The sequence below is a fragment of the Nocardia pseudovaccinii genome (assembly GCF_050942345.1).
In the GTDB taxonomy this organism is placed as follows: Bacteria; Actinomycetota; Actinomycetes; order Mycobacteriales; family Mycobacteriaceae; genus Nocardia; species Nocardia pseudovaccinii.
Map to the genome: position 1 here is coordinate 4248211 of NZ_CP192074.1, position 26297 is coordinate 4274507.

The window sequence follows — 26297 nt, forward strand, 5'->3', positions numbered from 1 at the left end:
ATCGTCGCACCGGACTGGTTTCATGGATTTGCTGTATTGTGGGCGGCGGCGGCACCGGCTCTGGGTCCAGCGTAGCCGGATCCTGTTCGGGTGGCGTCTTTCCCGCATTCGCGACGACCTCTCTGGCTGCGTCCTCGGCGCGGTTGCGATGCCGCATACCCGAAGCCCAGAAACACAAGAAGAACACGAACATTGCGATTCCTAGACCGAATTCCGTCCAAAGGAGTTCCCACTGGATGTACCTCCAATCGTGGGCGACTGATTGTGCGAAGGCGGCATAGATCCCGACTGCATCGACAATTCCAGCCTGTCGGCAGAGGACTCGGGTTCCGCCAGGCTCGTGTCGGTCAAGTGATCTATACATCGGACTTGGCAGTGTTACGCCGGGAAAACTGGGTCTGAGGTGCGGCTTCAGGCTTCTGCGGCGACGTTGCTCATTGCTATCCTTCCGTGGTACACGTGGCTCGAGCAGGGGCGAAACATCAATGTCAGTGTGCGGGTGTTGAATTCGGTTGCGCGGACGTTGTCGTTGGATGCTGCGGAGAAGGCGCATTTGTATCGGTTGGCGGATGTGCCGACCGCGCATGCGGGAACTGCGCTGCCAGAAGAACTTCAGGTGATTCTCGACCACCTGGAACCGCTCCCGGGTGTGGTGCTCAGTCCGCGTTATGACGTGTTGGCGCACAATAAGTCGTATGAGGTGTTGTGTCCGGGGTTCGTAAAGGGGGAGCGGAATGTGGCTTGTCGGGTGTTCTTGACCCCCGAGTGCTGCAACACCTACACCATGATTGGGATGACTTGCGGCGCATGGTCGGTCTGACGCGTAGCCTCCGTGCCACCAGTGGCGCAGTATCGCGAGCTGTCGTTCCGAGAGGTCCAGCCAGCTGTTCCCGGACCTTGTCGAGGTAGGCAGTTCTTCGGCAGTCCACTCCCGGCCGTCCTCGGCGTTGCCGGTCAACCGTTGCTCGCTGCTGAGGTATCCGCGTGTTGCCCATAGCGGCGGCGACTGTCCCACTGGCGTATTGCGTTTCGGCGTCGGCTCAGTGGTGGGGAGAATGGGGCTGAGGCTTCTGGAGACATGTGGTTGCCGGCTATCGGAGGTGCGGTGTGGGGGTTCATGTCCGGAGGGGTATCGACCAGTACGCCAGCATCCTGCAGCACCGAAGACTGCTGGTCATCGGCGAATAGCGGTGGCGTGACCGTTCTGGTCGGGTTGCCGCAGGCTCTCACTTTCGCCGCGTCCACGGCGTGGCCTTGGGTGGTCCATCCGAGGATGGCGTCGCGGATGCGTATTGCTCGTTGCCGTTTGCGTATCGTCCGTGTTCGGGGTCGACGGGTCGTGCGAATACACCGCGGCCCGGTTGGCGATGGCCGACCCGGATAACGGTGTCGCCGCGTCCGGCGGTGATCCGTGCGATGTTGGCCAGTGCTTCGCTGGGCTGTCCGGTCGCGGGGTCGCGAAGCAGATAGCCTTGGTGCACATCCACGATGCTGGTGTAGTCGGATGAGTCGGGGAACTCGGCGGGGATTCGTTGGGCGCCGAATGCTTCGGAGGCGGGATCAATGCCGTGGCCGAGCCATGGGTTGAACCGGCTGAACGCGTCGGGCTCGTCGGCGCCGAACATGGTCACCAGATCGCGCCACGAAGCGGCAACGAATACATTGTCCGCGCCGATACCGAACTCCGCGGCATGACGGACCGGGTACGCTCCCGGCGAGGCCGTGAGGATCACCCGGCGGACCACGCCGGCGAATCCGCGGTTGGCGCCGGCATTCGCTGAAACGGCCGTACCGAAGCTGTGCGGCAAGATCGCGATCTCGAGCTGGTCGGGAGTGGCGGTTCCGGCGAGACTTCTGATGGCGTGGAATGCCATGATGTCGCACAGCAACCGGTGCCCGCCCAGGCGTGCGCGGCGTCGGAAGGCGGCTTTCACATAACCGGTGTTCACGGGTCCGGCCGGTGCGTCATATCCGATCCAGATGATCGACGCCAACTCCAGTGACGGATCGACGCGCAGTGTCTCCTCATACAGGTTGCGCAGCGGCCTGAACTGGTATGCCAGCGAGGAAGAGGTCGTATTCGTACCGGGCACATGCCAGTTCACCGTGTGCGCGGTATCCACATTACCGACCGCGGCGACAACCTTTCCTTTACCACCGAAAGCGGTCGCGTCGTATGACAGGACGTGCACCGGCGGACTGCCCGGCATCTCCGCGGCCTGCCGATCCAACTCCCGCAAATGATTTCGGGTGTGGATCAAGTTGCCGAACTGCTTGCGCTCGGCGTCGGTGAGTTCGGTCCGCACCCAGCCGAGCATTCCGACGCCGACCGGCTTGCGGGCGATGAACTCATCCAGATCACGGCGGATCGACAACCGGTTGGCGTGATCGCGGACCACAGCGGGAAGACCGTCGGCATTACCGATCTGATGCGGATACACCTGGATCAGCGCCCGCTGCGCACTACTCAACCCACCCGGTTCGGCGGGATCACTCAGCGATTCCCACCACCGGCCGTTCTCGGTCGCACGGCGTCGCGCCGAGTCCGCCGGCAAGCGATACCCCCAACGCTGCAACCTATCCGCGTCACCGAGACCACCCCCGCGTAACGCCTCATGGGCCAGCCGCCGCTGTTCACCATCGAAACCGTGATCAACAGGCAACGAGCGCCAATGGTGCTCCGCGTCCGCGTCCGCGTCCGCGTCCGCGTACACGGAGCCGGTGCCGTTGTTGTCGTCCGCACCCCCTGGCTCCTCGGACGAGGCAATGCCTGGATGGGTGCTGCCGTGGGCGATCGGGCCGCCTGCACCTGTGTCGTCACCAGGTGTCCCGTCTTGGTGTTGTCGACCGTCGGGCCGATCCGCGGTCGCTGCCGAGGAACCTCGAGGGTTGCCCTTGGACCGGTTGCCCGACTCCGGTGGGTCCTGTCGTCCCATCCAGTCCAAGACAGCGTCCAGACACTCGTCCGCCGCATACGTTTCGTTCTCCACGAGATGTTGTCCGCGCAGGAATTCGCTGTCGTCGCTACCGTTTTCGGCTATCGCGGACATTCCCGCGCGGGTCGCGATCCGCCCCGCGACGTGCCGGATGATGTCGACCGCACGCATGGCGCGCACGGAATTATCGGGTTCGAAGGTGGCAGGCGACGTCGCCGGTCCGAACCGGTTGACCAGGAGTTGGAGTTCGGCGGCCGTGAGCTGGTCGAGTGCCGTTTGCAGGTCGGCGGAACTTGCCGCGGCCAGCGCTGTGGCCAACGTAGCGTCCGACCGGTTGTGTTCGGCCGCAAGAGCGGTCACCCATCGACGAGCGGCGATGAGCGCCATGCTGCGAATCACCGGAGTACTCGCTCCCGCGCGCAGCTGGCGTAGTGCTCCCAGATGAGCCGGGCTGAGCCGTCTGACAGTGCGTTCCATCTGCTCTGCGCTCGCCGCAGCCAGCAGTTCGCGCGGATCCGGCTGCTCGGCGCTTGTCACGGCGGCATATATGGCTGCTCGGAAGCGGTCGGACTCGGATGCCGTGGACGGCACGTCGGCAGGACGGCTCGCCGCCACCAGCTGTGCCCGCTGATTCCTGAGTTTGCGGCGGACACTCGCCAGGTGCGCCTGGACATCACGCACGGAAAGATCGAGTGCCGCCCCTATCTCGCTGTGCGTCATGCCTTGCCGCACCTGAGCGAGTACTTCGGTCTCGCAGGCGGTGAGTGTGACCAGGCCCGGTGCGTTGACGGCGGGTCGCTCGGGGACCAGTTCCGATCGTCGTTTGCGGAGTTGGTCGTCGGGGTGTGGTTCATCGATCACCTCCCGCGACCAGGGCGTCTTCGCACGCGGTGTGGGACGCTCTGGGTTCTCGCCCTGTTCGTGTGGTCTGCTACCGATAAGCCCATCCGGATCCGGACGATCTACATACGGCGGAAGATCGACGTCGAGATCCGGCGTGACCACCGGCGCAAGGCCGGTGGTCACGTATTCATGGATCGCCCATTGCGGCGAACCTACAGCAGCATCGTGGAGGTGCGCCTCAGTGAACCCGACAGCAAGTGCCTCCGCGTCATTGAATTCGGTCTTGGCCTTATTGCCGAAGGCGTACCCCGGCAGTCGAGCGAACCAGGTCCACAAGTGCTCGTCGATCAGGCCGAGACTCGACAACTGTGAATAGGTCTGCCCCAGCACCTGCCGCAGGTTCTCCGAGAGCCCCTCCTTGGCATCGATCGCGTGGATGAATTCGTGGACGGCGTCGTGGTGGAATGGTCTGTCGCCTATCGGATCGAACCCGCGCTCGAGCGACTGGATACCGTATTCGACAAACCATTTCGGATTGGCCACATGGCTCAGGCTGAATTGAATCCTCAGGGTTCGACCCGACGCTGCTACGCGATCTGCATAAAAAGAAGTTCTGGCGCTGGCTTTCGAATTGCCGAGGTAATCGATCCGCAATTCCCGGATATTGGTCCGGTCCGGGAACCTGGTGAACATTTCATCCAGCGCACCGAGGATCTCCTCGATGGCAGGGGCGTGCACATGCGGATGGTCGAACCCGAACATCGTGAGGTGCGGATACTTCAGGTTGAACACCTCGACCAGCTCCGCTTTGGCCTCCGCGTCGTCACTGCCCGATTCATCACTGAGCCCCGCGCGATGCAACATCTCCCACGGGGTGGACTCGGCGTGCCGTTCGATCTGTACCAGCGCTGCCAAGCACCCGTCGTGGAGGTCGAGTAGGACATCTCGATATCTCTGGGGAGCCGGATAACTTTCGATCCACGATTCGAGGTAGGTCACCTTCTCGCGAATTTCCTCGACTGCCCACCGGGGCACGCCGTTGTCCAACCACACTTCACGGCCATCGATACGCTCCACGAACCTCGCCGCGAATACACCGGCCGGCGTAATGTCGACGTCGGATCGGGCGCGCCCGCCCACTATCTCGTCGTACGGACTCACGCTCCATTCGTGCCCAGCCCGATTCGTCCTGGTCGCAACATCATAAAGGCCGAGTACTACGGCCGAGGACGACTCCATAACCTCCGAGGGCAAGACATCGAAGCTGTGTCCGAGCTGCCCATGAGGTGTGAGTTCCCGATATATGCGGCCGTCTTCCAGGTTCAGCATTGCGGAGGCGAGCGGAGCATCCATGGTGGCGGCGACCTTGGCCAGGAACATCTGGATATCGGCTTGCAACGGATCGGCATACGTCTCTGCGAGCACCCGCAAGCCGTTGCGGAACGTTACCTCGTCGATCCTCACCCCTGGCTCATGCTCCACCACGAACCGTTCCTCGATACCGGATTCCAGGCCCGCCAGCACCAACTCCTCCCACCCGGGACCGGCAAACACACGCTCACCAGGCGAATCCTCGAACGGCCTGCTACCGATCAATCCGCGCGGCCCGCTGTCGCCCGCCTCGGGATCACTGCTCCGAACCGGCGGCTGATCCTGCCCGGCCGCTCCGGGCCCTGGAGTGAGTGGCGGAAGATCGACCTCGAGATCCGGTGTGATCTGCGGCGGATGCTTGGTGCTCACGTACTCATGGATCGCCCACTGCGGCGTACCGACCGGCACGCCATGTATATACGCTTCGGCAAAACCGACAGCGAGCGCCGCCACGTCGTCGAGTTCCGTCTTGGCATCATCGGTGAAGGCGTAGCTCGGCAGTCGAGCCAGCCAGGTCTGCCTGGACTCTTCGGTCAGGCCAGCTTGCGAAAGCTGTTCCCAGATCTTGTCCAGCACCCGCCACAAGTTCGCCGAGAGCCGCCACCCGCGTTCCTCGATCGCGTGGACATCCATCGCGTGAACGAACTCGTGCACTGCGGCGTAGTGAAAAGGCCGGTCACCAACCGGATTGAACCCGTGTTCGAGATTCCGGATACCGAGTTCGACAGACTGTTCCGGCCTGACCGCGTCGTACAGGCTGAATACGATCTTCTTGGTTCGACCTCGCGCTACAGGGTCCCACATGGGGTATGCGATGGCGCCGGCCTCCCAGTATCCGACGTAATCGATCCGCAGTTCGCGGATGTTGGTCCGGTTGGGAAACTCTTTCAACATCTCATCGAGCCCGCCGAGAATCTCCGCGACGACATCGGCGGTCACATCCGGATGGTCGAACCCAGCCATCGTGAATTGCGGATACTTCAGGGCGAAGGTCTCGACTAACCGCGCCTTGGCCCACGCTTGCGCATCGAGCCCCGCGCGCTGCCGTATCTCGCCCGGGGTCGGCACGACGTGTCGTTCGATCTGCGCCAACGCCGCCAAGTACTTGCTGTAGATGTCGAGCAACTCAGCGAGATATGGCCTGGGGGCCTCGAGACTGTCGATCCACGATTCGAGGTTGGTCACCAGCTCGCGAATGTGCGCAACCGCCCACTTCGGCAGCGCGTGATCCAGCCACCGCTCGCGGCCATCGATACGCTCGACGAACTTCGCCGCGAACACACCGGTCGGCGTGGCGTCGACGTCGGATCGGGCGCGTCCGCCCATCACCGTGCCGTCCGGACTCACACTCCAGTCGCGCAGCGTACGGAACGTCCTGGTCACCGCGTCGAACAGGCCGAGCCGCAGAGCCGAGGGCGAGTCCAGAATGTCTGAGGCCACGACATCGATGCTGTCGTCGGGCCGCCCGGGGATGTTTTCCCGATAGACAGGGCCACCGGTCCTGGGCTGAACCGTATGTGCGACCGGAGCGTTCATGATGTCGGCGACTTTCCCCTGCAGTATCTGCACGAGTGCCTCCATCGGAGCGGCATACGTTTCCTCGAGCACCTGCAAGCCGTTGCGGCACGTCACCAACTCGATCCGTACACCTGGTGCTTCCTCCACCAAGACTCGTTCCACGATCCCGGATTCCAGGCCGGCCAGCACCAATTCCTCGAACCCGGGACCGGCGAACGCACGCTCACCAGGCGAATCCTCGAACGGTGTGCTACCGACGAGACCGTGCTCGCTCGCCGTCGGTCGGTTGCTCGGGAGCCCGTCCGGGTTCGGGCTTTCCTCGCCTGGCTCTGAATCGCTGCTTCGCGCAGGCGGCTGATCCGGCTCCATCCTCGCCGTGGTCCACGGTGTCAGCGGTGCCGGGTCCTGCTCGTTCGCGATGACATCCGCGGATCCGTGCTGGGCATCCGACTGCGAATCACCCTCATGTGGCCTGCTACCGATCAGCCCACCGGGTCCGCCCGAGTCCGGATGATGTGGCAGGAGGTCGACCTCGAGATCCGGCGTGACCCGTGGGGGCCGCTCAGTGGCCACGTACTCATGGATCGCCCACTGCGGCGACCCGGCCGCCGCCCCGTGAATGTCCGCCTCAGCGAACCCGACAGCGAGCGCCTCCGCATCGTTGAGTACCGTCTTGGCTTCGTTGACGAAGGCATACCTGGGCAGTCGAGTGAGCCAGGTCGACCAGGACTCCTCGATCAGGCCATCACTGGACAGCTGTCTCCAGGTCTGCGACAGCATCCGTTGCAGGTTCTTCGACAGACCCTCCACGGCATCGATCGAATGAACGAACTCGTGCACGGCGTTGTGATGAAACGGTCTGTCGCCGACCGGATTCAAGCCGAATTCGAGAAACCGGATTCCGCGTTTGACAGTCCGTGCCGGGTTGGCCGCATCGCGCAGACTGAACCGCATACTCAGGGTCCGGCCCGCTGCGGGGTCGGTGTAGTTGTGCACTCTGGGGCCGGTGGACTCCCAGTCGATGTAATCGATCCGCAGTTCGCGAATATTGGTCCGGTCCGGGAACCTCGTGAACATCTCATCCAACCCACCCAGGATCTCCTCGACGACATGAGCGGGCACATCCGGATGGTCGAACCCCACCACCGCGACGTGCGGATAGTTCAGGGTGAACACCTCGACCAAGCGTGCCTTGGCCTGCGCTTGCCCGTCTAGCCCGGCGCGATGCGTTTGCTCGCCGACGGTATGCACGGCGTGCCGCTCGACCTGCGCCAGCGCTGCCTCGTACCCGGCGTGGATATCGAGCAGCGTCGCTCGGTGTGCCGCGGGCATCGGAAAATTCGAGATCCACGTTTCGAGGTGCGATACCTGCTCCCGGATGGCCGCGACCTCCCACGTAGGCATGGCGTGGTCCAACCACACCGCACGTCCGTCGATATGCCGCACGAACAACGACGCGAACACTCCGGTCTGGGTGGCGTCGACGTCGGATCGGGAACGTCCGCCCATCACCTCGTTGTCGGCCACACTCCACTCGCGCGCAGTCCGGTGCGTTCCGGTCACCGCGTCGAACAAGCCGAGCCGCAGGGCCGAGTCGGAGTCCAGCACTTCCGGGTCCACAACCTCGATGCTGTCCGCGGGCCACCCGGGGGTGAGTTCCCGATAAACGCGGTCGTCTTCCAAGTTCAGCATCGCGTGGGCGACGGGAGCGCCCATCATGATGGCGACCTTGGTCTGTAACACCTGCACAAGCGCGTCTATCGGATCGGCATACGTCTCCATCAATACCCGCAAGCCGTTGCGGAAGGTCACCTCCTCGACCCGCACCCCGGGCGCATCGTCCACCACGAACCGTTCCGCAATTTCGGATTCCAGGCCTTCTCGTGCCAGCTCGTCGAACCCGGGACCGGCGAACGCTCGCTGACCAGGCGAGTCCTCGAACGGCCTGCTACCGATCAGTCCGCCCGTGCCGCCGTCGCTTGCCTCGGAATCACTGCTTCGCACCGGCGGCTGATCTTGCGCCGCCTCCTCGGCCCCAGGGGCGGTCGAACTCCGCTCGCCCGCGGACACCTCGCCTTGTCTGTCCGAGTCGAACACCCCACGCAGCCGCGCCACGGCGTCGGCGAAGACCTCACCCGCGGTCGCGACCGGCAACGTCAATCGTTGAGCAACATCAGCCAGTGGCACCCCCGCCACCAGATGTAGCATCACCAACCGTTCCGCGGCATCAGGATCAGCCATGTCAGCTAGGGCGCCACGAACCATGTTCGTGAAATCGGTACTGGCGGCCCCTGCGGAAGGTTGCCTCAAAATTTGGCGCGCCAGTATGACTTCGGCCATTTTCAATCGTGTCGCGCGGGCAATCTCCGTGTTGTCGAGAGCCTCGCCCGCGGCAACCATCCGGTCGATCTGTGCTCTTACCGCGCTGACTTTCCGCAGGGTGCGATTGTTCAGATGCGGGGAAATTGCTTCGCTACCCCGGGCCCACGCATGGCGGGTGAAGGATGCGGAGGGGACGTGTTCGTCGATCGCGCTGAGAATCCCCATCCACGCTGCCTGCCCCGCCTCGTCTCGGATATCCGGAGACAGTTGATGCGCCAACGCGTTCCGAACCCACATGAACCGCTTGCGGATCTCGTCTCGGACCTTTGTCTCCTCCGGCGAACCCACCCTGGTCGCGACATATCGATTGAAAAGATCTACTTCATATCGATCACCCGACAGCCCGAAAAGAGCGCTACCGTAGAATCGCTCGACAGCCTCCAGCAACATGTCATCGGGAACTTCCAACGCCTGACAGATCTGCCGGAATTTGCTCAGCGGTGGACGAAACTGGTGATTTTCGATGGAGGAAATGGAATGACGCCCCATCTGCGTCCGGCGCGCGAGCTCGTTCGGCGACATGCCTGCTTTATTGCGCAAAGCCTTGATCCAGTTTCCGGGCAACCGAGGGTCGTGCCTGGTGGGGTCGGCATCGAGATTGATATCCGAATAGAATTCCGTCGACCAATCATCAGGCTGCGCGGGATCGTACGCGGTGGGGTCGAGGTCGAGGTCCGGATAGAACTGGTGGGTGGCGACCGGTAGGAGGTCGTCACCGGCATCCAGAACGTCGCAGATCCGCCGGAACAGCGCGAATTCCGGCCTGTTCCCTCCGGATTCGATATGAGCCAGGTCCGAGCCGGACCCGATCGCCCTCGCTACCTCGCTCCTGGACATGCCCCGATGGTGTCGCAGCGCCATCAGCCAACTACCAGGAAATGCGGGATCGTACGTGGCGGGATCGATATCGGGATCGACATCTCGATAGAAATGGCGAACAGCGGCAGCAATTACTTCCGACGCAGCTCCCAGCGCCCGGCAGAGCTGCGAGAAGACCATCGAGTTCGGATTCTGTCCACGCTCGATTCGACCGACAGATTGTTTCGGTATGCCCGCGGCAATGGCCAGCTCGGCCTGAGACATATCTCTGTCATGTCGCACCGCCGCAATCCAGCTTCCGGGCAACCTCGGGTTGTGCGCGGCGGGATCGAGGTCGAACTCGATGTCCTCATAGAACTTGCGAGCCGCCTCCGCCAGCGCTTCCTTTCCTACTCCCAGAACTCGCACAATCCGCAAGAACAGACCAGGCAGCGGTTTCACGCCGCTCTCTATTGCCGTGATGCTCGTCGGTACTAATCCGACCGTCCGCGCGAGACCCTCCCTGGTCATGCCCTTGCTGTTACGAAGGGCCGTCACCCAGTCGCCCAGCGACGTATGGGCAGCCACCTCGGTGTTCTGCGGCATATCCGAATAGAACCGCCGGACAGCGTCGGACATCGTCTCGTCATCGAGCCCGAGTGCCCGGCAGATCTGGTGAAAGTTGCTGAGCCGCGGCCTCGATTTCCCGCTCTCGATAAGAGACAGCGCGCTATTCGCCAGGCCCGCCGCTTGCGCGAGCTGTTTCTGCGTCATCCCCCGCTCGAGCCGCTCGGCTTTGATCCACGCGCCCCGCGAAGCATCCATTTGCCGATCAGGCTCTTCATACGGTTTGCTGCCGATCAGCCCACCCGGACCTTCGCTGCGGCCGGTCGCCGGTTGGTTGCCGAATTGTTCGCCGGCCTCGGCCGGGGATCTTGTACCGCCACTGTCATCGGCGGATGCCGCGCCGGTCATCAGTGGGTCCCGTGAGGGTGCGAACTCGATGGGCGCGCCGCTGATAATGGCCGCCCGCACTGCGCGATCGGTTTCCATCGCATCGGCCACGGCGAGTATTCGCAGGTAATCTTCCTCTTCGCCGCGCGCAACCACACTGCCGGACTCGAACGAAACCTGGGTCCGCGACTGCTTGATCGCCGGGCGAGCATGCGCGTCGGTGTTCCGTGCGGCGTGTACGAGCATCCTTGCAGTGTTTTCGCGGGTGTACGGCCGCATAAGTCCCTGCAAACCGCGGGCCGCCGTCCACGCGCCGGGCAGGTCATCGAGTAGCGAGCCGATTCCCGCTGTCCAGTTATCGATCGACACTTGGGCACCGAGAGGTTGTTCGACCAGGTTGAACCGTTCCGCCAGGTCGTGGTAGTCCACCAGTTCGGCAAGGAAACGGCCTACTCCGCTGGATGACGAGACAGCGACCGGCACACCTTGCTCGATCGCCTCGGTCGCCACCCCGCCGAATCCCTCCGCACGCGACGGCATCACCACGATGGTCGCCGCGCGGATATCGTCGCGCAGCTTCCTACGGCTCGCTGTATATGGCCGCACCTCGACCGCATCCGGGTCACCCACCAGCCTCGCCAACTTGGCGTGGGCGGCTTCGACGGTGTGTTTCGGATAGCCCCGCACGACCAGCCGCACATCACGTCCCTGCGCGCGCAAGCGCTGCACTACCTCGGCGGTCTCCGCCGCACCTTTCAGATGGTCGTCCACACGGCCGAACAGCAGGATCCACGCCGCGTCACCGGGTGCGGGCTCCGGTGGCTGCTCGGCGATCTCCAGGCCCGGCTGTAGTTGATGCACCGAGCCGTGCCCCGCCATGACCGCCGCCGACAGCGCATCCGTGGCCAGCACCGGTCCCAGGCCCGTCACCAGATGTGCACGCCGCGCCAAGTAGATGCGGGCCGCGACCTTGGTGCGACCGTTTGCCGGACTGTGCATGAGGGTTTCCCACAGCATCGGTGTCAGGTGGTGGATACTCACGAGTCTCGCGGCGGGGTACCGGGTCTCGGCCTCCAGTGCCGCTGTGAGGCCGTCGTCCTCGGCGTGCACGATCACCAGATCCACCGACTCCGGCAAATCGTCGGGGCCTCCGTGGAACCGCTGCCACCGATTCGGCGCAGGGACACGGTCGCGGTCGCGGTACACCTGCACATCCGAGAGCCGGGAACCACGCGCGATCTGGTCGGCCGAGACGATCACCTCGTGCCCGGCCGCCGCCAACCCCTGGCACAGGGCCCAGTTCACCGTCGACATACCGGTCCAGCCGCGGCCCCAAACGCTGCAGCACACCAGAATCCGCTGCCTGGTGAGGTCGAGCCGAACCCGGTGCCGGACCTGGCCCGCTGGCAGCGGATCGGCGGTGTCGACATCAATGCGGCCGTCCACGTCGGACAGCTCGCGGCGCAATTCCTCCGCTGTCACACCGGGAGCGGGATCAGTAGCGTCCGGTCGGGTGTAGTCCAACTCGGCGAGCAATCGGCGCCGGCCGTCGGCGTCCTTGGCCGAGGTCATGACGAACACGGCATCAGCGCCGGCACGGGGGAAGGTGAGTTCCGCGAGACGTGCCACCGCATCGATGATTTCCGCGCGCGCCAACGCAGCGCCCGATTCGGGCAGTCGCGCGGCGACGGCGTCGGCGAGGGCGCCGGCGTCCGATGTGTCGGCGCCCGGCCCGATGACCAACTGCCAGCGGAAACCGCTGTGCTCCTCGCGCATCTCGGCCGCGTGCAGCCGGGAGTCACGATAGCCGTCCGCCGGTGTATAGCCGGGGTCGCTCGCCAGCCGGTCGGCGATCTCCCGTGCCTTCGCGGCGTGGTCGCGGCGCATGTCCCGGTTCGCCAGCAGCCACCCGTCCGGCGGCCGGTATCCGCTGTCGGGGTCTGCGAAACCGGCGCGGTTACGCAGGCGGTCGATGAGGGCCTGGCGTTCGGGAATATCGGTGCCCTCGCCGTCCCGATCGGATAGGACCCACTGAACGACCGCGTCCGGCTCCGATAATGTCTGTAGGCCCGCGGCGGCCACCCACCGGGCAACACGCATCGCCTTCTCGAACTCGTCGCCGGTGATCTCCCCCCAGCGCTGCCGCAGATCGTCCACGGCCGCGGGCGACGCGATGGTCTGGGTCCCGCTCCGCGCACCGGATCCGATGCCGCTCACCGCGAATCCGAGTACCCGGGCGGTACTCGCGGCACAGCCGTGTGTCAGGGCACGGGCGTGCAGCAGTTCCGCCGATTTCACCGCGGCCCGGCGCTGCGGATTGCCGCCGTGCCGCCCGCCGCCGTCCGCGAGGTCGCTCCAGGCGTACGCGACCATCGCCGCCATGATTTCGCCGAGGTCGGCGCCCTGAAGCAGGCCGTTGTTCAGGATGTGGCGCAGGTCCTCGGCGCTCCGCGCCCCGTCACCGTGCCCGTTCGCCGCGCCGGACTCCCGCAGCTCGACGGTGGCGTCGTGGACGGCGGCGTCGTGAATGTCATCGACGCGGCCGGTGTCCGGACCGCCGTACAGCCTCCGGTTGATGAACAGTCCCTCGGCCGCCAACCGCACCCCGCGGCGGATTTCGGGATCGGCGAGCTGTTCCGGCGACACCCGTGATCCGAGGATCTCGGTCACCTCATCGATCTCCCGAGCGATCACCTCCGCGGGTAACGGCGGAGAAGCCGGGCTCAGCAGGTAATCGGCGCTCCGGTCTGTCGACGCTACATCCCCCGAAAGACCACGTTCCCACATCCACCCGTCCGGGCGACCGCGTGGATTCTCCGATGGCCGACTACCGATGCGACCACCGGGCTGGCGGTATTGCTGGTGGTCGCGCGTACTGGTCGAGCCGACGAGGTATGCGCATTCGGTGACGTCGTAGCCGTTGAAAATCGTGTCCGAAGGATCGACCCGGATCGGAGTCAGTACGGGGCGCACTTCGGCCAGGTACTCGTAGAGCGCTGGGCGATTTGTTGCCGCGCCACCGCAGTGATCGTCTATGACGATCGCGAGGCGACGTCCTCGGGCTGCGGCGATTCGGTGCGCCCAGTCGGTGAATTTATTGTAGAAGTCCGTGACGGAGACGTGGTTGATGTACGTCTCCAACGGATTGAGGCCGCGGATGAGCAGGAGCGGCTCACCGGATGCGCTGGTGGTCTCGACGAGCAGGCCCGCGCCCGCCAGCGCGGTGCGCGCTGGTTTGTCGGGGTTCCGGACCATGATGACAGCTGTCATATTCGGCATCATCTCGGCGATCGAATTCCGCTTATTCGCCCAACAGGCACTGGCAATATGCCCGGAAAGCTCGAGCAGCGGGCCCCGCGTAGGAACGAACCGCAGCGGAGTGGTCTCGCTCGCGACTCCGATGCCCTGGGTGCGCGCAATCGCTTGGTCCAGCGCCACGACGCTCGTCATCCGCCGGAAAGTTCGAGCGCCTTGCCGGTGTGCGAAATACTGTGCGAACACCTCTTGATTGGTGATGTGCTCCACAAATTCCCGGACGAGAATGATATCCTCCAGCGTCGGTTCGCCCGCCCCGATATGTTGCAATCGATCGACCCATTCCGGATGCTTTTGCATTGCCCAGGCAAAGCAAATTGCCCGCAGGTCGTCATGCAACTCGCCAATCCGAGCCAACCGCTGGAAATTGTTCTCGAAATCCTCGAGTGAACGCAGCGCCGGAAATTGCGTCGTAGCATCGGTCTTCGGTGCGATGAGTTTCTTCAAATCCTGTGCGCGAGCTGTCATGTTCCGGCGCGCCACGTCATTCATGGGCGAACCGTCGCCGAGCCTGCCCACAGCGATGGAGTGCTCCAAGATACCGATGTGGTCGGCAATATCGTTGCCGAGCTTGTCGAGCAGATGGGTGATCGGCCGCCGCGCAAGGGTCGAAGCCGAGCGCGCGGTCTGCAGATTCTGTGCCAGCCGTGCGAAATGGGTCAGCAAGTCCTCGGTCCATCGTGGCCCCGACTTGCTATCGCGGGTCCGCAGTTTGGCGACTTCGACCGTATCGCTGGGACGATATTCCTCGGGCATCGGTGCGATGGCGCCTTCCGCCTTCGCCTGCTCGTGGTAGCGGAGCATTTCACGCAGCTGCGCAATGTCGTCGGACTCCGAGCTGTAGTGAGTGACGTCGATCAGCAACTGGGCGAGGAAGTCCGAAGACTGCACCTTCGCCAGACTCTCGGCCGACAGACCCGCCCCTTTTACCTCGCCCAAAAAGGTGCGCGCAACATCCTTCAACTCACCGAGGACCGCGTCGCCCGACCGCTGCAAGCCGAGTGCACTTCGCTCAGTATCATCCGCACCGTTTGCCAGCACGGTGCGCAGGTATCGGGCGAACTCCGGCGTCACGTCCCGGATGAACTCCATTGCGGCGCGAATTGTCGGTGGCCGCTGGCCGACCGGCAGTTTACCCACCGTCTCCACATAACAAGTGAATTCGCGACCCTTCGGACCTCCGATGTAGAGGTCCTCCACAGCACGCAACTGCTGTGCGGTGAACGTCACTTCTGCCCGCACATCGTCCGGGATATTAGCGATTTGACGGTTTCGCAGAAACACGTCCGCGAACTTCCGCCGGACCGAATCGGGGGAGAAATCGTCGAGGGAGGCCAGCGCGTCCCAGACTCGATCTCGGCTGGGCGGATTCTTCGTCACAAACCTTTCGAACATCGTGAGCAGACGCAAATCCACCGCACCGGCCGGAATTTGCGCGACTCGGCGCAACTCCCGTCCGACGGCGTCGAGATCGGCCGCAACCCGTTTTGATATCCCTCGGCAGGCATAGGGTTCGAAATGAGAGTTGTTTGCGTCGATCTTGCGCAAAGCGTCGCCGATCTCGGGGCTCGCCAGGAATTCGACTCCGGCGCCGATCCTGTCACCACTCCAGTGAATGGAGTTCACCATCGCGAGCAGGATGCCAGGCGCCATCGGAGTCGAAATCACGTCCAGGATCTCGGGATTGGCGGCAAGACTGATCTGAGTCTGCTGCCTGTCGAGGTACACATCGACCAGATCCCCGCCGCCCAGGTCGGCGTTCCGGTCGGCCAGTATCTTGCTGCGCTCGACCTCGTCCGCGAGCAGGTGAAAGAAGGTAACTATCTGCGTGTGCTCGTCGGCTGGTCGTCCGGTCAGCCTGCGGACGAGGACTTCGATGTCGTCCGCGCTCAACGAAAGCCGGGATCCGAACCGCGCGAGTTCCCCCTCGGCATCGGTCGACGGGATCACCTGATCGAACGCACCCAGAGCCGACGAGAAATTTTCCTGAAACCACCCGTGCACCATGCGATTGGCAGCTGCGACTTGGAGTTCGCCACGGGTCAGCCAGCGGACATCGGTGATGTGCCTCCAGGCGACTTCCGCAACGGACCGCTCGGACGCATCGACCGCCACCATGCCGGATTCAGTGATCGCCGACGGACCCGCGGCACGCACATCCAACGCCACCGCCTCGAGTGCGGACGGCGGCCGCCACACGCCCCGCCACCCGTCGCGGAAGACCTCCTTGACCATGAGGAACCGCTCGACTCCTGTGGCATCGACGTGCCTGGCCAGCGCGTCGGCGGCCGGTGACCGGACACCGGGAAAACGCTGGGCGAGAAGCTCGACGACGTCCTGGCCAGAGGGAGCGCGCGGGACGAGGGTGTCCGGGGGCGCACCGAAGACCTGGGCGAGTTCGTTGTCCAGTTGTCCGGTGAGGGCAGCGAGCCTGGTTTCGTGGTGGTGAGCCTGGTCGGTGACGCGGACGATCGTGGTGAGGTTGCCGAAGCCGTTCGCTAATCTTGCGGTGTTCCTGTCCGAGGAATTCCGATAACCGTTCAGTTCCCACTCGCTCAACTGCGCCGGGTCACCACCGACGGCGGCACCGAATTCCGCCGTCGCCACAGCGAGCAGGCTGTCGAGCCGGGTCCGGCTGGTCGAGCCGGGACGGACGTCGAACCACACCAACCCCTGAAAATCGCAGGCGTTCTGAAGACCGGCGGTGTCGATCGCCTCGAGAGCATCCTCATGGACTTCCAGCTCCGCGGTCAGTGACTCCAGGCGGTTCGCCAACGCCTTGCGGGCCGTGGCCGCACCGTCGCCCGGTTCGTCGCGTCGCATGATGGCGCTGCGCTGTTCATCGGCACGAAGCTGCCCCGACAGCGCGTCGAAGCAACCGAGACGCCAGGCAAGCAACGCGACGCGGTCGGCGCTCTCCAAGACCCTGCGGCTCAACACAAATCGTTCCGCGGCCGAGTGCACCACGCCGGGTGCGTGGCGGTGCGCGTCGCCGATGCTGGTCCACCCCATCAGCTCATCGACGTACGGGTCGTGTTCGGTCGGATTCGCCAGCATGCGGCGCTCATTGAGCTGTGCCCACACCCGCCGTCGAGGCAAGTCGGCGGCCAGCTCGTCGGGCCGCAGCCGCAGCAACTCGGCCAGCCGGTGCCGATCGACGACCTGGTGAGTCGCCCACTCCAGCAGCACCGGCGAACCCGGCCGCAGCAGGGCCGTCGACAACGGCTCCCCGAATGCGGCGTTCAGCCAGTTGGTCGCGACGCCGTGGTACTGCCTGGTGCGATGTCGGTAGCGCTCGTACGCCGATCCCGACCCCCCTTCCGTCGGCCGCGCTCCGATCAGGCCGTCCGGGAAATCCTCGCCACGCACACCTGTCGATTCGCCGTCGACCAGCGGACCCTCGGGACCATCGGGACCGAGGACGATCCCGAATCCCTTGTCCCACTTGCCGGTCCAGTCAGCGGGATGGTACCGCGGCCAATCCAGCGTCAACGCAGCTCGGGCAGTGTCACCGGGCTCGACGCTGTCGGGGTTGACCTGGTTCAGGTCGATCTGCACCAGACGGTCGTCGCCATCGTTGCGGACCATCACGAGATCCACGCCGCTGCCGTAGTCACGAGCCGGGTTCTCGACGGCCAGCAGGGCGAATGTACCCGGTCTGCCTGCCAAATGCGTCGCCACGTCTTCGGGCCTGCGGAACACCGCCGACCAGTCCGCGCCCACCCGGGCCGCGAGTTCTTCGCCGGGCACGCCGACAGGAAATTCAGAACCCGCCGTTGCCTCGACGAGGCGCACCGGGTGGTCCGGCATCAGATATGTGACCAGCCACAGCATTTCGGACACGGTGTCGCTGCGGTCGCCTTCCAGAAGTCGGACCAGAGCACTGCCGTCGGTCGCGGAATCGGCCACCGTGTCCTGATAGAACGTTCGCGTGGCGGTGATATCGGTCAGGTCTGCCAGCCTTCGACGCTCGGCATCCGAGTCGGTTTCGCCGGACACGAAGATCACGTCGGCCAGGCGTCGCCCCGGGTCGAACTGCTGGTCCGAGGCGAAGTCGTCGACGACCCGGTCGACGTCGGCGCCGAGCAGATCGACGGTGCCCGAATCGACAATGTGCTGATCGGTGATGTCATCGACGTCCAGCACCAGATCCGGGTCTCCCACGATAAGCACCAGGTATCTCGTGTCCGGGTCGAATGCCCACAGATACACCTCCGGTTGTCTGGACATCCGGTCGGCGCGCTCGTCAACACGGGCCAGCAAGGCGCCGACGGTCTCGAGGTAATCCAGTCGCAGCTGTCCGGCGTCGTCCAGGTTCAACCGGCTCTCGCGCAGGCGCGTCAACTCCCGGGCGAGGCGGTAGCGGCAGGCGCGGTTGCGCCACCGCGCCGGTATTCCCCGCAGCTGCGAGGTCAGGTCATGCCGTTGCCGCACGAGTGCCGCCCGCTGCGGCCATTTCATGCGCAGATATGCCGCGGACGAGATCTCACGGTCTGTCCCGTCGGTGATCAACGATCGGAACAGGCTGTAAACATGCTCGTCCCTGCGACGCCGCGCCCGGTCCTGATCGTCGGGGATTCGGCGCTTCGCGTTGATGTGGACGGTCCCCAGGTGCTCCGACCGTACCTGGGGGTTGCCTGAATCATCATGTTCGACAATAGGTTTCAGTTGTTGGATGGCGTAGCCGGTACTGCGGAGCTCGCTGCGCAGCTCGAGGTTGTGCAGCAACATGTCGGTCACCGCGTCGTCGCGCCGGCCGTCCTCGGCTATCACGACGACAGTGTGTCCGGGCAGCAGCACGGTGTTCGGTGTCATCTGCCGCGCGCCGGGATTGCGGCGCAACACGTCGGCGGTGACCGTGGCGATGGCGGAGTGGTCGCGCGCGTCCTGTTCGGCCCACCATTGCGCGACCGACTCGGCCAACCGCTCGACCTCCGCGATCCGTGTCGCGACCTCCGCGCGCCTGCCCGACCAGTCGGCGGGCCTCTCGGTAGAGCTCGAACGGAACGCCTGACGGTCTATCTCCGCGCTTGTCCGTGCAGCCTCGTCGCGCAGGTCAGCGATCTCGGACGACCAGCCCGCTCGATCCAACATCTCCGGAAGGCTGATCCCCATGAGGCGTCCGCCGACGCGGCAGCGCATCTCGGACAGGCGGCTGGGCCGTACGAACGTCACCACGGCTTTCTCGAAGTAGCCCGGGTCGCCATCCGTCTCGCCGATGACGACCTCGGTAAATCCTCTGCGGTACGCCATCTTTCCGGTGAACGTCGCGCGCGCCGCGTCCTCGGGTGACAGGTTTTCCCGGATGCCCGCATTGAACGTGGTGAGATTGTCCCCGAGCATCATGTTGTTCTGGACCCAGAATCCTTCGATTCCGTGGACGATGTCGCCGACCTCGTCCCACCCGTCGGCGAACATCACCCCGCCACGGGGCGTGCCTTCGGCGGTAACGATGAGGTTGCGCATGATTCCGGCGCGGTTGACCTCGCTCGACACACCGACGTAGACCCCGCGGTCGTTGACGCTGTCGACAACCTCGTAGGAATTCCGATACTCGCCGACCAGCGCGTAGTCGACCAGCCATTCCATCAGCTGATACATGGTGCGCGCGTACCAGTTTCCGAAGCCCTGGTTCTTGAACTCGGCGCCGAGTTCGACGAACCGACGCCACAAGGGCAGGAGATCGGCGAACGGCTCGTCGCCGGCAAGGTGGAGTGCGACCTCGCCGACCGCCGAGAAGTGCCTGGCAAGCGGACCCAGTTGAGATGTCAACCACCGGAAATCGGGGCTATTGCCTTGTGCTGCCCACCGTCTCGTATCGGCGGTGAACAGCTCCGGGATAGCCACCGCGAACTCGTGCCACGGTCCCCGGTGATCTCCCAGCGCGTCCTCTGTGCCCGTGCGATCGGCGCTGCTGTCGTGCGGGCGGCTGCCGACCTGATCATCGGTTGCGCGGTCTCCGTTGCCCGTTGCCCGAGTATCGACTGCGCCGACCCGCATGCCGCGGGCTAGTTGCCGCGCGTTGGCTGTGGTCGCCGCCGCCCGGTGGAGGTAGGCGAGGATGACGGGGAGGGGCCGGCTCTTCCTGGTCCGCTTGGCTTGAATGTTGTGGATGAACCGGCGGGTGTTGTCGGCGGCGACAGTATCGGTGCGTGTGCGAGCGGCGGTGCCGTCGACGTATGCCATGGCCTGCTGCTCGGCCTCCGCGAGTGTCATTCCGTGCTGGTTCACCAGATCGTTGCGGTGCGTCTGCTGGTCGTTGTCCTCGGCTTGCTGCCGGTATTCCTCGTAAATCGACATGACGAATCGCTTCGCGTCCTGCGCGATATCCGGACTCGATTCGACCTGGTCGATCAAGCTGAACGCCTGCTGCAGGCTCCGCGCATTCGCTGCGTTCGCGCCTGCCCGATACAGGTCAGCGAGATTGCCAGGAAGGCTGATTTGTACCCGGTCGGCATAGCGGGCCATATCGCTGACGAGTTCTGTCGCTCTGCGAGCGGCGGCGTGGTCGATGACACGGCGTGCCGCAGGGCTGCCCACGTATTCTCTGGCGGCCTGCTCGGCATCCTCCGATGTCATCCCGTGTTCGTCGACAGGGGCGGTTCGGCGCTGTTCCGGTAATGCCGCTTCCTCTTGCCGTTGGTATTCCTCGTAGCACTTCGTCACGAAACACTGTGCGTCCCGCGCGATGTCGGGGCTGCTCTGGGAGCTGTCGACCACGGCGAGGGCCAGGTGAAGGGCTTCTGGCGCGGCCGGGGACGTCTCGTGTACCCGCCCGGTTTCGTGTGCGGGCTCGGCCGGGTCGGGGGTGTCGTGGGGTCGGCTGCCGACGCGGATGGGTTCGGGCGCCCGGGGAATTCTCGACTGGTCGGACATACCCGCCTCGACCCTCGACGACAGATCCGGTGTGCCGTCACGGTTTGTCGGCCGGCCCTGAAGTATCGAGTCGATCTCCTGCACCATTTCCGCATCGACCGTGATTCGCTGGGACCGGGGCAGGGTTTCGGCAGCGGGCGCATCTGCGCTGAATGTGGCGAGGGGATTGCCGTTGCGGTCGAGGTCGATGGTCTCGAAGGATTGCTCGTCGCCGAGCTTCCGGAGGAACTTCCGCTCTTGTTCCTCCCGCCAGGTGCCGAACGGGACGGCCTTGTCCAGCAGCGCACGACGGTTCCGCAGGTCTTTCGGGCCGTAGTCGGTGCTGGTATCGCCGCTGCGGGAGGCCGCAAGATCGACAACGACGAGGTTCGGAGCCTGGCCCGGCTCGCTGTCGTTGACCACCAGCACCATGTGGGTTTCGGCATCGGCGACATTTTTGTTCTTGGTGTCGGCGACGCTGTCTTTCCATTTGTAGACCAGGCCAGCAGTGCCTCCCGGCCGGGCTTTCAGCGATTCGGCGACGCGATCCAGCGATTCGGCTTTCGCGAGTGGGGCGCCGAACACCCGTGTGAGAGTTTCGCGGCCGTGGCCGGCCAGTTCGTAGGACGGCATCTCGATGGTGCGTCCGGTCAGCACCCGCACGCCGGTCACGGCGTTGTTGACACAGCTGTTCGGACTGCGGCGGTGGATGGCCACGATCAAATCGAGCAGGGCAGCGGTGGCCAGGTAGCGCGACGCTGCGGCGAGAATGTCCTCGGCCACCGGGTTCTCGGCTACCCAGTCCACCTGAACAGGGTTCACCGATGTCTGGTCGGCGTCCTCGCGGGACGTTACGTGGCCTGCGGCGTCCGGCTGGTGGGTGCCCTCGTCGTGCAGGTAGTAGCCGACCGCTTCACCCAGGATGTCGCGAGCGATGGCGGGGGTGATGGCGGAGACGGGATAACCCAGCGCCTTCGCCAGGTCGTCAGTGGCTTCGGTCAGCATGGGATAGACAGTGCGCATGCCTTCGGCACCGTCGATATCCGCAATTGTCGGTCCGAGTGTGCCGGCGAGCCGACCCCGCTGCTCTACCAGCTGGTCCAGTGCCTGTTCGTGCAGAGTCACGTGCTGCGCGACCGTCGCGGGTGCGGTCGTCTCGACCTGCTGCCGCAACGCCTCCACCGCGGCGGGCGGTAGACCTGCCTGTTCCAGCAGCCCGTGTATCGCGGCCGAGGTCGACGGCACAGCGGCGTGCGTGCCGTCGGCATCGTCGTGGTCGAGCACGGCGGCAGCCGAGGTAACGGCCGGTGTGGGGATCCCGAGCAGCCCGGCCAGTCGGGTGGCCTGGTCGGACACCTGGTCGGGTTGGACGGTGCCTGCCAGTCCCGTGTACGACCCGGTTTCGGCGGCGGCGAGGATAGCGGCCGGGTTGGCGGTGGTGTGCGCGTAGTTGCGGAGGAAGTCGGCGGTGGCGTGGCGTAGCGCACGCGCTTGCAGTTCGGGTACCAACGAGCGGAGCTTGTGGCCGGCCTCGACCAGGTTGTCGTGGTTTTCTGGGGTGGGCTCGGTGCGATGAGCGGCGGTGGCTTGGTCGTAGTGGACCACCGCCTCGCGTACACCATGCAGGTGCATGGCATTGCGGATCACCGCATCCTGCGGCGACACCAGCGTCTGCGCAAAGCCGCGGGCACCGTTGCGGGCGGTGCGGTTCGTGGCCTGCTCGTGCACGTAGGACTGTTCGGGGACTTCGGTCATCCACACGTGCATGCCGCCCTTGGCCTGCACCGCCTCCGACACCGAGATGTCGACGCCGCGCTGGCCTTGCCGGTTGATCACCAGGATCTTGCCCTGCTCACCGGCGTCGTCGAAGATCTTCTGCAACTCGGCTTCCCAGTCGGCGCCCCACCCGGCGATCCGGTCGGCGTCGACCGCCTCGATCGCCTCCCTGGGCACGCCCTCACGCACCAACGCCGCCACCTGCCGGTCGACCAGGTCGTTGCGATGACACAAGATCTGCTGGAACCGCCCCTGACCTCCGTCCCACATCCGGTGCGCGTAGCCGGCGATGGTGCCCAGCTTGACGCGGGTGTTCGCCACCACCTCGGGGGCGCCCTCGATCAACCGATGCGTCTGGGACCGCCCTACCTGGTGCGCTTGATCCAGACCGTAGATCTGCTCCAGCACGGGGTTGAGGTCCGCGAGCGTGCCCGAGGCGCCGGTGACTTCGTCGAAGAACTCGCCTTTGCGATAGATTTCGACCGCGTTGATGGTCTTGGCCGAGTCGGCATCCGCGCGCACCACGATCTGGTGCTGCTCGGGGCTCATCCCGATGGCTTCGGCCGCGCGGATCTCTTTTGCCTCGACGGCTTGGGCGAGGCTCGCTTTGCCCGGCTCGGCGCTCCACCGTGATTCGCTCGAGGTCACCGGGTTGCGTTGCAGCCCGTGTTCGCCCTGATCGACGATGACGATCTTGCCCGCATCCATCACGTAGTGGGTTTTATTGCGGGTGGTGAATTCGGCGGCAGCGGCCGTCTCGAGCCGTGCGGATCCCGGCCCGTCCAGCCACTGTTTCCCGCCGGGCAGCGCCTCGACTTTCGCCCGACCCTCCGGGGTCAGCTCCGCGTGCCCGTCGTACCAGAACTGGACCTCGGGGGCTCCGTCCGGGTAAAGGCCGACTTCTTCGGTGATCCGGGTGAGACCGAAATCCTGGTGCGACAACGCACCCTTCTCCAGCGCGTCGGCGAGGAAATCGTGCGCGGCGAACACCTCGCGTGCCGTCGCCTCCGGCGCGGCCTGCTCCGCCCCTTCCGACCGGAGAAACTGCCTCTCACCTCGGTCGATGATGCCGTCCATCTCATCGATCAACGCGTGGCGCGGCGGCCGGTGACCAGCGTTGCACAGGTGCCCGACCGTTTCGCCGGTCGCCACCACGATCGCAGGCCGACCGGCGGTGACCGGCCCGAAACCCTGCTGCTGGTCGGCACGGAACACGTCGATCCCGAAATTGGACAGCAGCTGTCGATACTTGGTGAATTCGCGGTGGGCCAGCCCATCGGTCGTCGTCACCATCAGACACTCACCGTGCCGCACTGCCCGCTGCATCGCCGCCGCCATGAACATCAGCGACTTGCCCTCGCCCGGCTTCATTTCGACCGGACGGTTGGCCAGCGCATACACCCCCTCCGCCTGCTCTGCCCGCAACACCATCCCCCCTGGCAGGGCGTCGCTGACCATTCCGCGCCGAATGATCTCCGTCGTCGCGATCATCGACTTCCGCGCGTCGGTGTCGAACAATCCGGCCCGCAACACCTCATCCGGCAGGTTGCACAGCCGCAGCTGCTCCGAAATCTGGTCACCGGAACTGGCGTGGAAATCGGCCAACAACTCGACCGCCTGGTCACGGATGCTCGCCGCTGGCGGGCTGGCACGGTCGACCGAATCCGCACCCCGGTCGGCTGATCCGCCGTCGCCGGTTTCACCGGCCATGACGCTCCGCTCCGCCGAGGAAGCGTGCTCCTCATTTCCCGGCAACCGATGTTCACCAGCAAGCGCGTCGGGTCCGTCCCCGGTGCCCGTGGCCGGGCGGGCGGCACTCGGTGTCTCGTGGCGGGTCTCGTCTGCCGCAGTACTCCGCGTTTCGGTGTTGTTGTGCTCGTGGTTCTCTGGGGTTTGGTGTGCACTGTTGGTGGTAGGTGTTTCGGGTCCTTCGGTGCGGTTGGCCGGGTGCGCGGCTACCGGAGGCTCACCTGCCGCGGCACTCACCTTCCCGGTGTTGCCGTACTCCTGATTCTCTGGTGCTCGGTGTTCACCGACGGCAGGTGTCTCGGACCCGGAGCCGACCTGACGAGTCGGGGTGCTCGTCGAAACCTTCGACGGCGGCGACGTTTCCTCACCGGCCTCGACCGATCGTTGCGCTGTCGCATTCGTGCGGGGAACCGATTCGCCCCGCTGCGGACCCGATACCGGCGCACCAGTCTCCGAGGGCCCCGCCGACCCGGCCCCGGAGCCGGGTGTGACCGGAGCACGGCCGGTCGCCTCATTGTGTGGTGTCGAGCCCGATAACGCGGGCGACCGCGATTCGCCGGACTTGACCGGCGCGGTGTTTCCGTGCGTGCCGGACGCGGGTACCTCCGCCCGCTCGCCCTCGGCAGCCACCGTATCCGGAGCCGCCGCCCACGCCGCCTTCGCGGCCTCCCACGCTCGCTGCGATTCCGCGGATATCTCGACCGGTGGGAGCGCCGCGGTGTTTTCGCCGCGTCCGGCTGCGGGGAGGTCGGGCCGGGTGAAAGCCCCACCGCCGTCGGTCACCGCCCTCGGCTGCGCACCCGATCCCGGATGGGCGGCCGCATGCGCATGCACGGCCCCAGCGAAACCGCCGTTGAGCAACGGTGCCAGCACCTGATCGAAATGCTGCGGCCAACCGGTTACCAACGCCGCCGCACTCAGACCCGTGACTGCGCCCGCGGTGCCATGGACCAACCCCAGCGCCAACCGGCTGCCCTCGATTTGGGGAACCACCTTCGGCGCGACCCGGCCCGCGACCATGCCTCCCACCGCACCACCCGCACCCGACAAGGCCGCAACTTTGATCGATGCCAGATCGATACCCGTCGGATTCGCACCATCGGATCCGATGATGGCGCGGGTTCGATCACCGGACACGACCTGCAGTGCCTGCGTGCCCGCATCGACACCCACCGGCAGCGCGGCGGCCTTACCCAACGTGACAGGCAACCGGAGCGGTCCCAGCGCCGACAGCCGGGCCGCCGTCCGCTTCGCACCCGCCCTGAACGCCTGCTCCAGGCCCGCACGCATCGCCGTGACACTGGCCCGTCCCTCGACCAGCATCGACTCCACCACCGGAGCAGCCGCCACTTCCCCGGCAGGACCAGCCGCGGCGGCACCGGACAGCACACTGAAGATCCGCCACGCCAACTCGATCCCGAAGACGAACATCACACACAGCGTCTTCTCCGCATCGTTGGCGGCGGCCTGTGCCTGATCGGCCAGTGCCAACGCGTCATCACCGAGCCTTGCCGTCCCATCCCCGTGCAAACGCAACGTCTCGCGCAGCCGGTCGCCGAGCACACCGACCGAATCCTCTTGTGCCAGTAACTCTTTCGCTTCCTCCGAATCGTTGCTGAGCGCAGCTGCCCGCGCGCGGAACCCCGCGGCCATCCGACGCATCCCGGAAATATCGGCACGCGGCAGCTCTCCGCCGAACACCACCACCTGTATCGGGCGCCGCACCACAGCAGGCAAACCCTCGAACGAGTTCCGCAGCTCCACTACCGGATTCAGCACCAGCGAGCCGTCCACCGGCAC

Annotated in this window: 2 protein-coding genes; one reads left to right on the forward strand and one right to left on the reverse strand. The window is 65.1% G+C overall.

Annotation, left to right across the window (positions count from 1 at the left end):
* Positions 1 to 403: 403 nt before the first annotated feature.
* Positions 404 to 820, forward strand: a complete 417-nt coding sequence (locus ACQPZ2_RS19190; protein WP_433526784.1) for a hypothetical protein — start codon at positions 404 to 406, stop codon at positions 818 to 820.
* A gap of 406 nt (positions 821 to 1226) precedes the next feature.
* Here the strand turns inward: ACQPZ2_RS19190 and ACQPZ2_RS19195 are convergent, their stop codons facing one another.
* Positions 1227 to 26291, reverse strand: a complete 25065-nt coding sequence (locus ACQPZ2_RS19195; RefSeq protein WP_433526785.1) for a helix-turn-helix domain-containing protein — start codon at positions 26289 to 26291, stop codon at positions 1227 to 1229.
* Positions 26292 to 26297 lie beyond the last annotated feature (6 nt).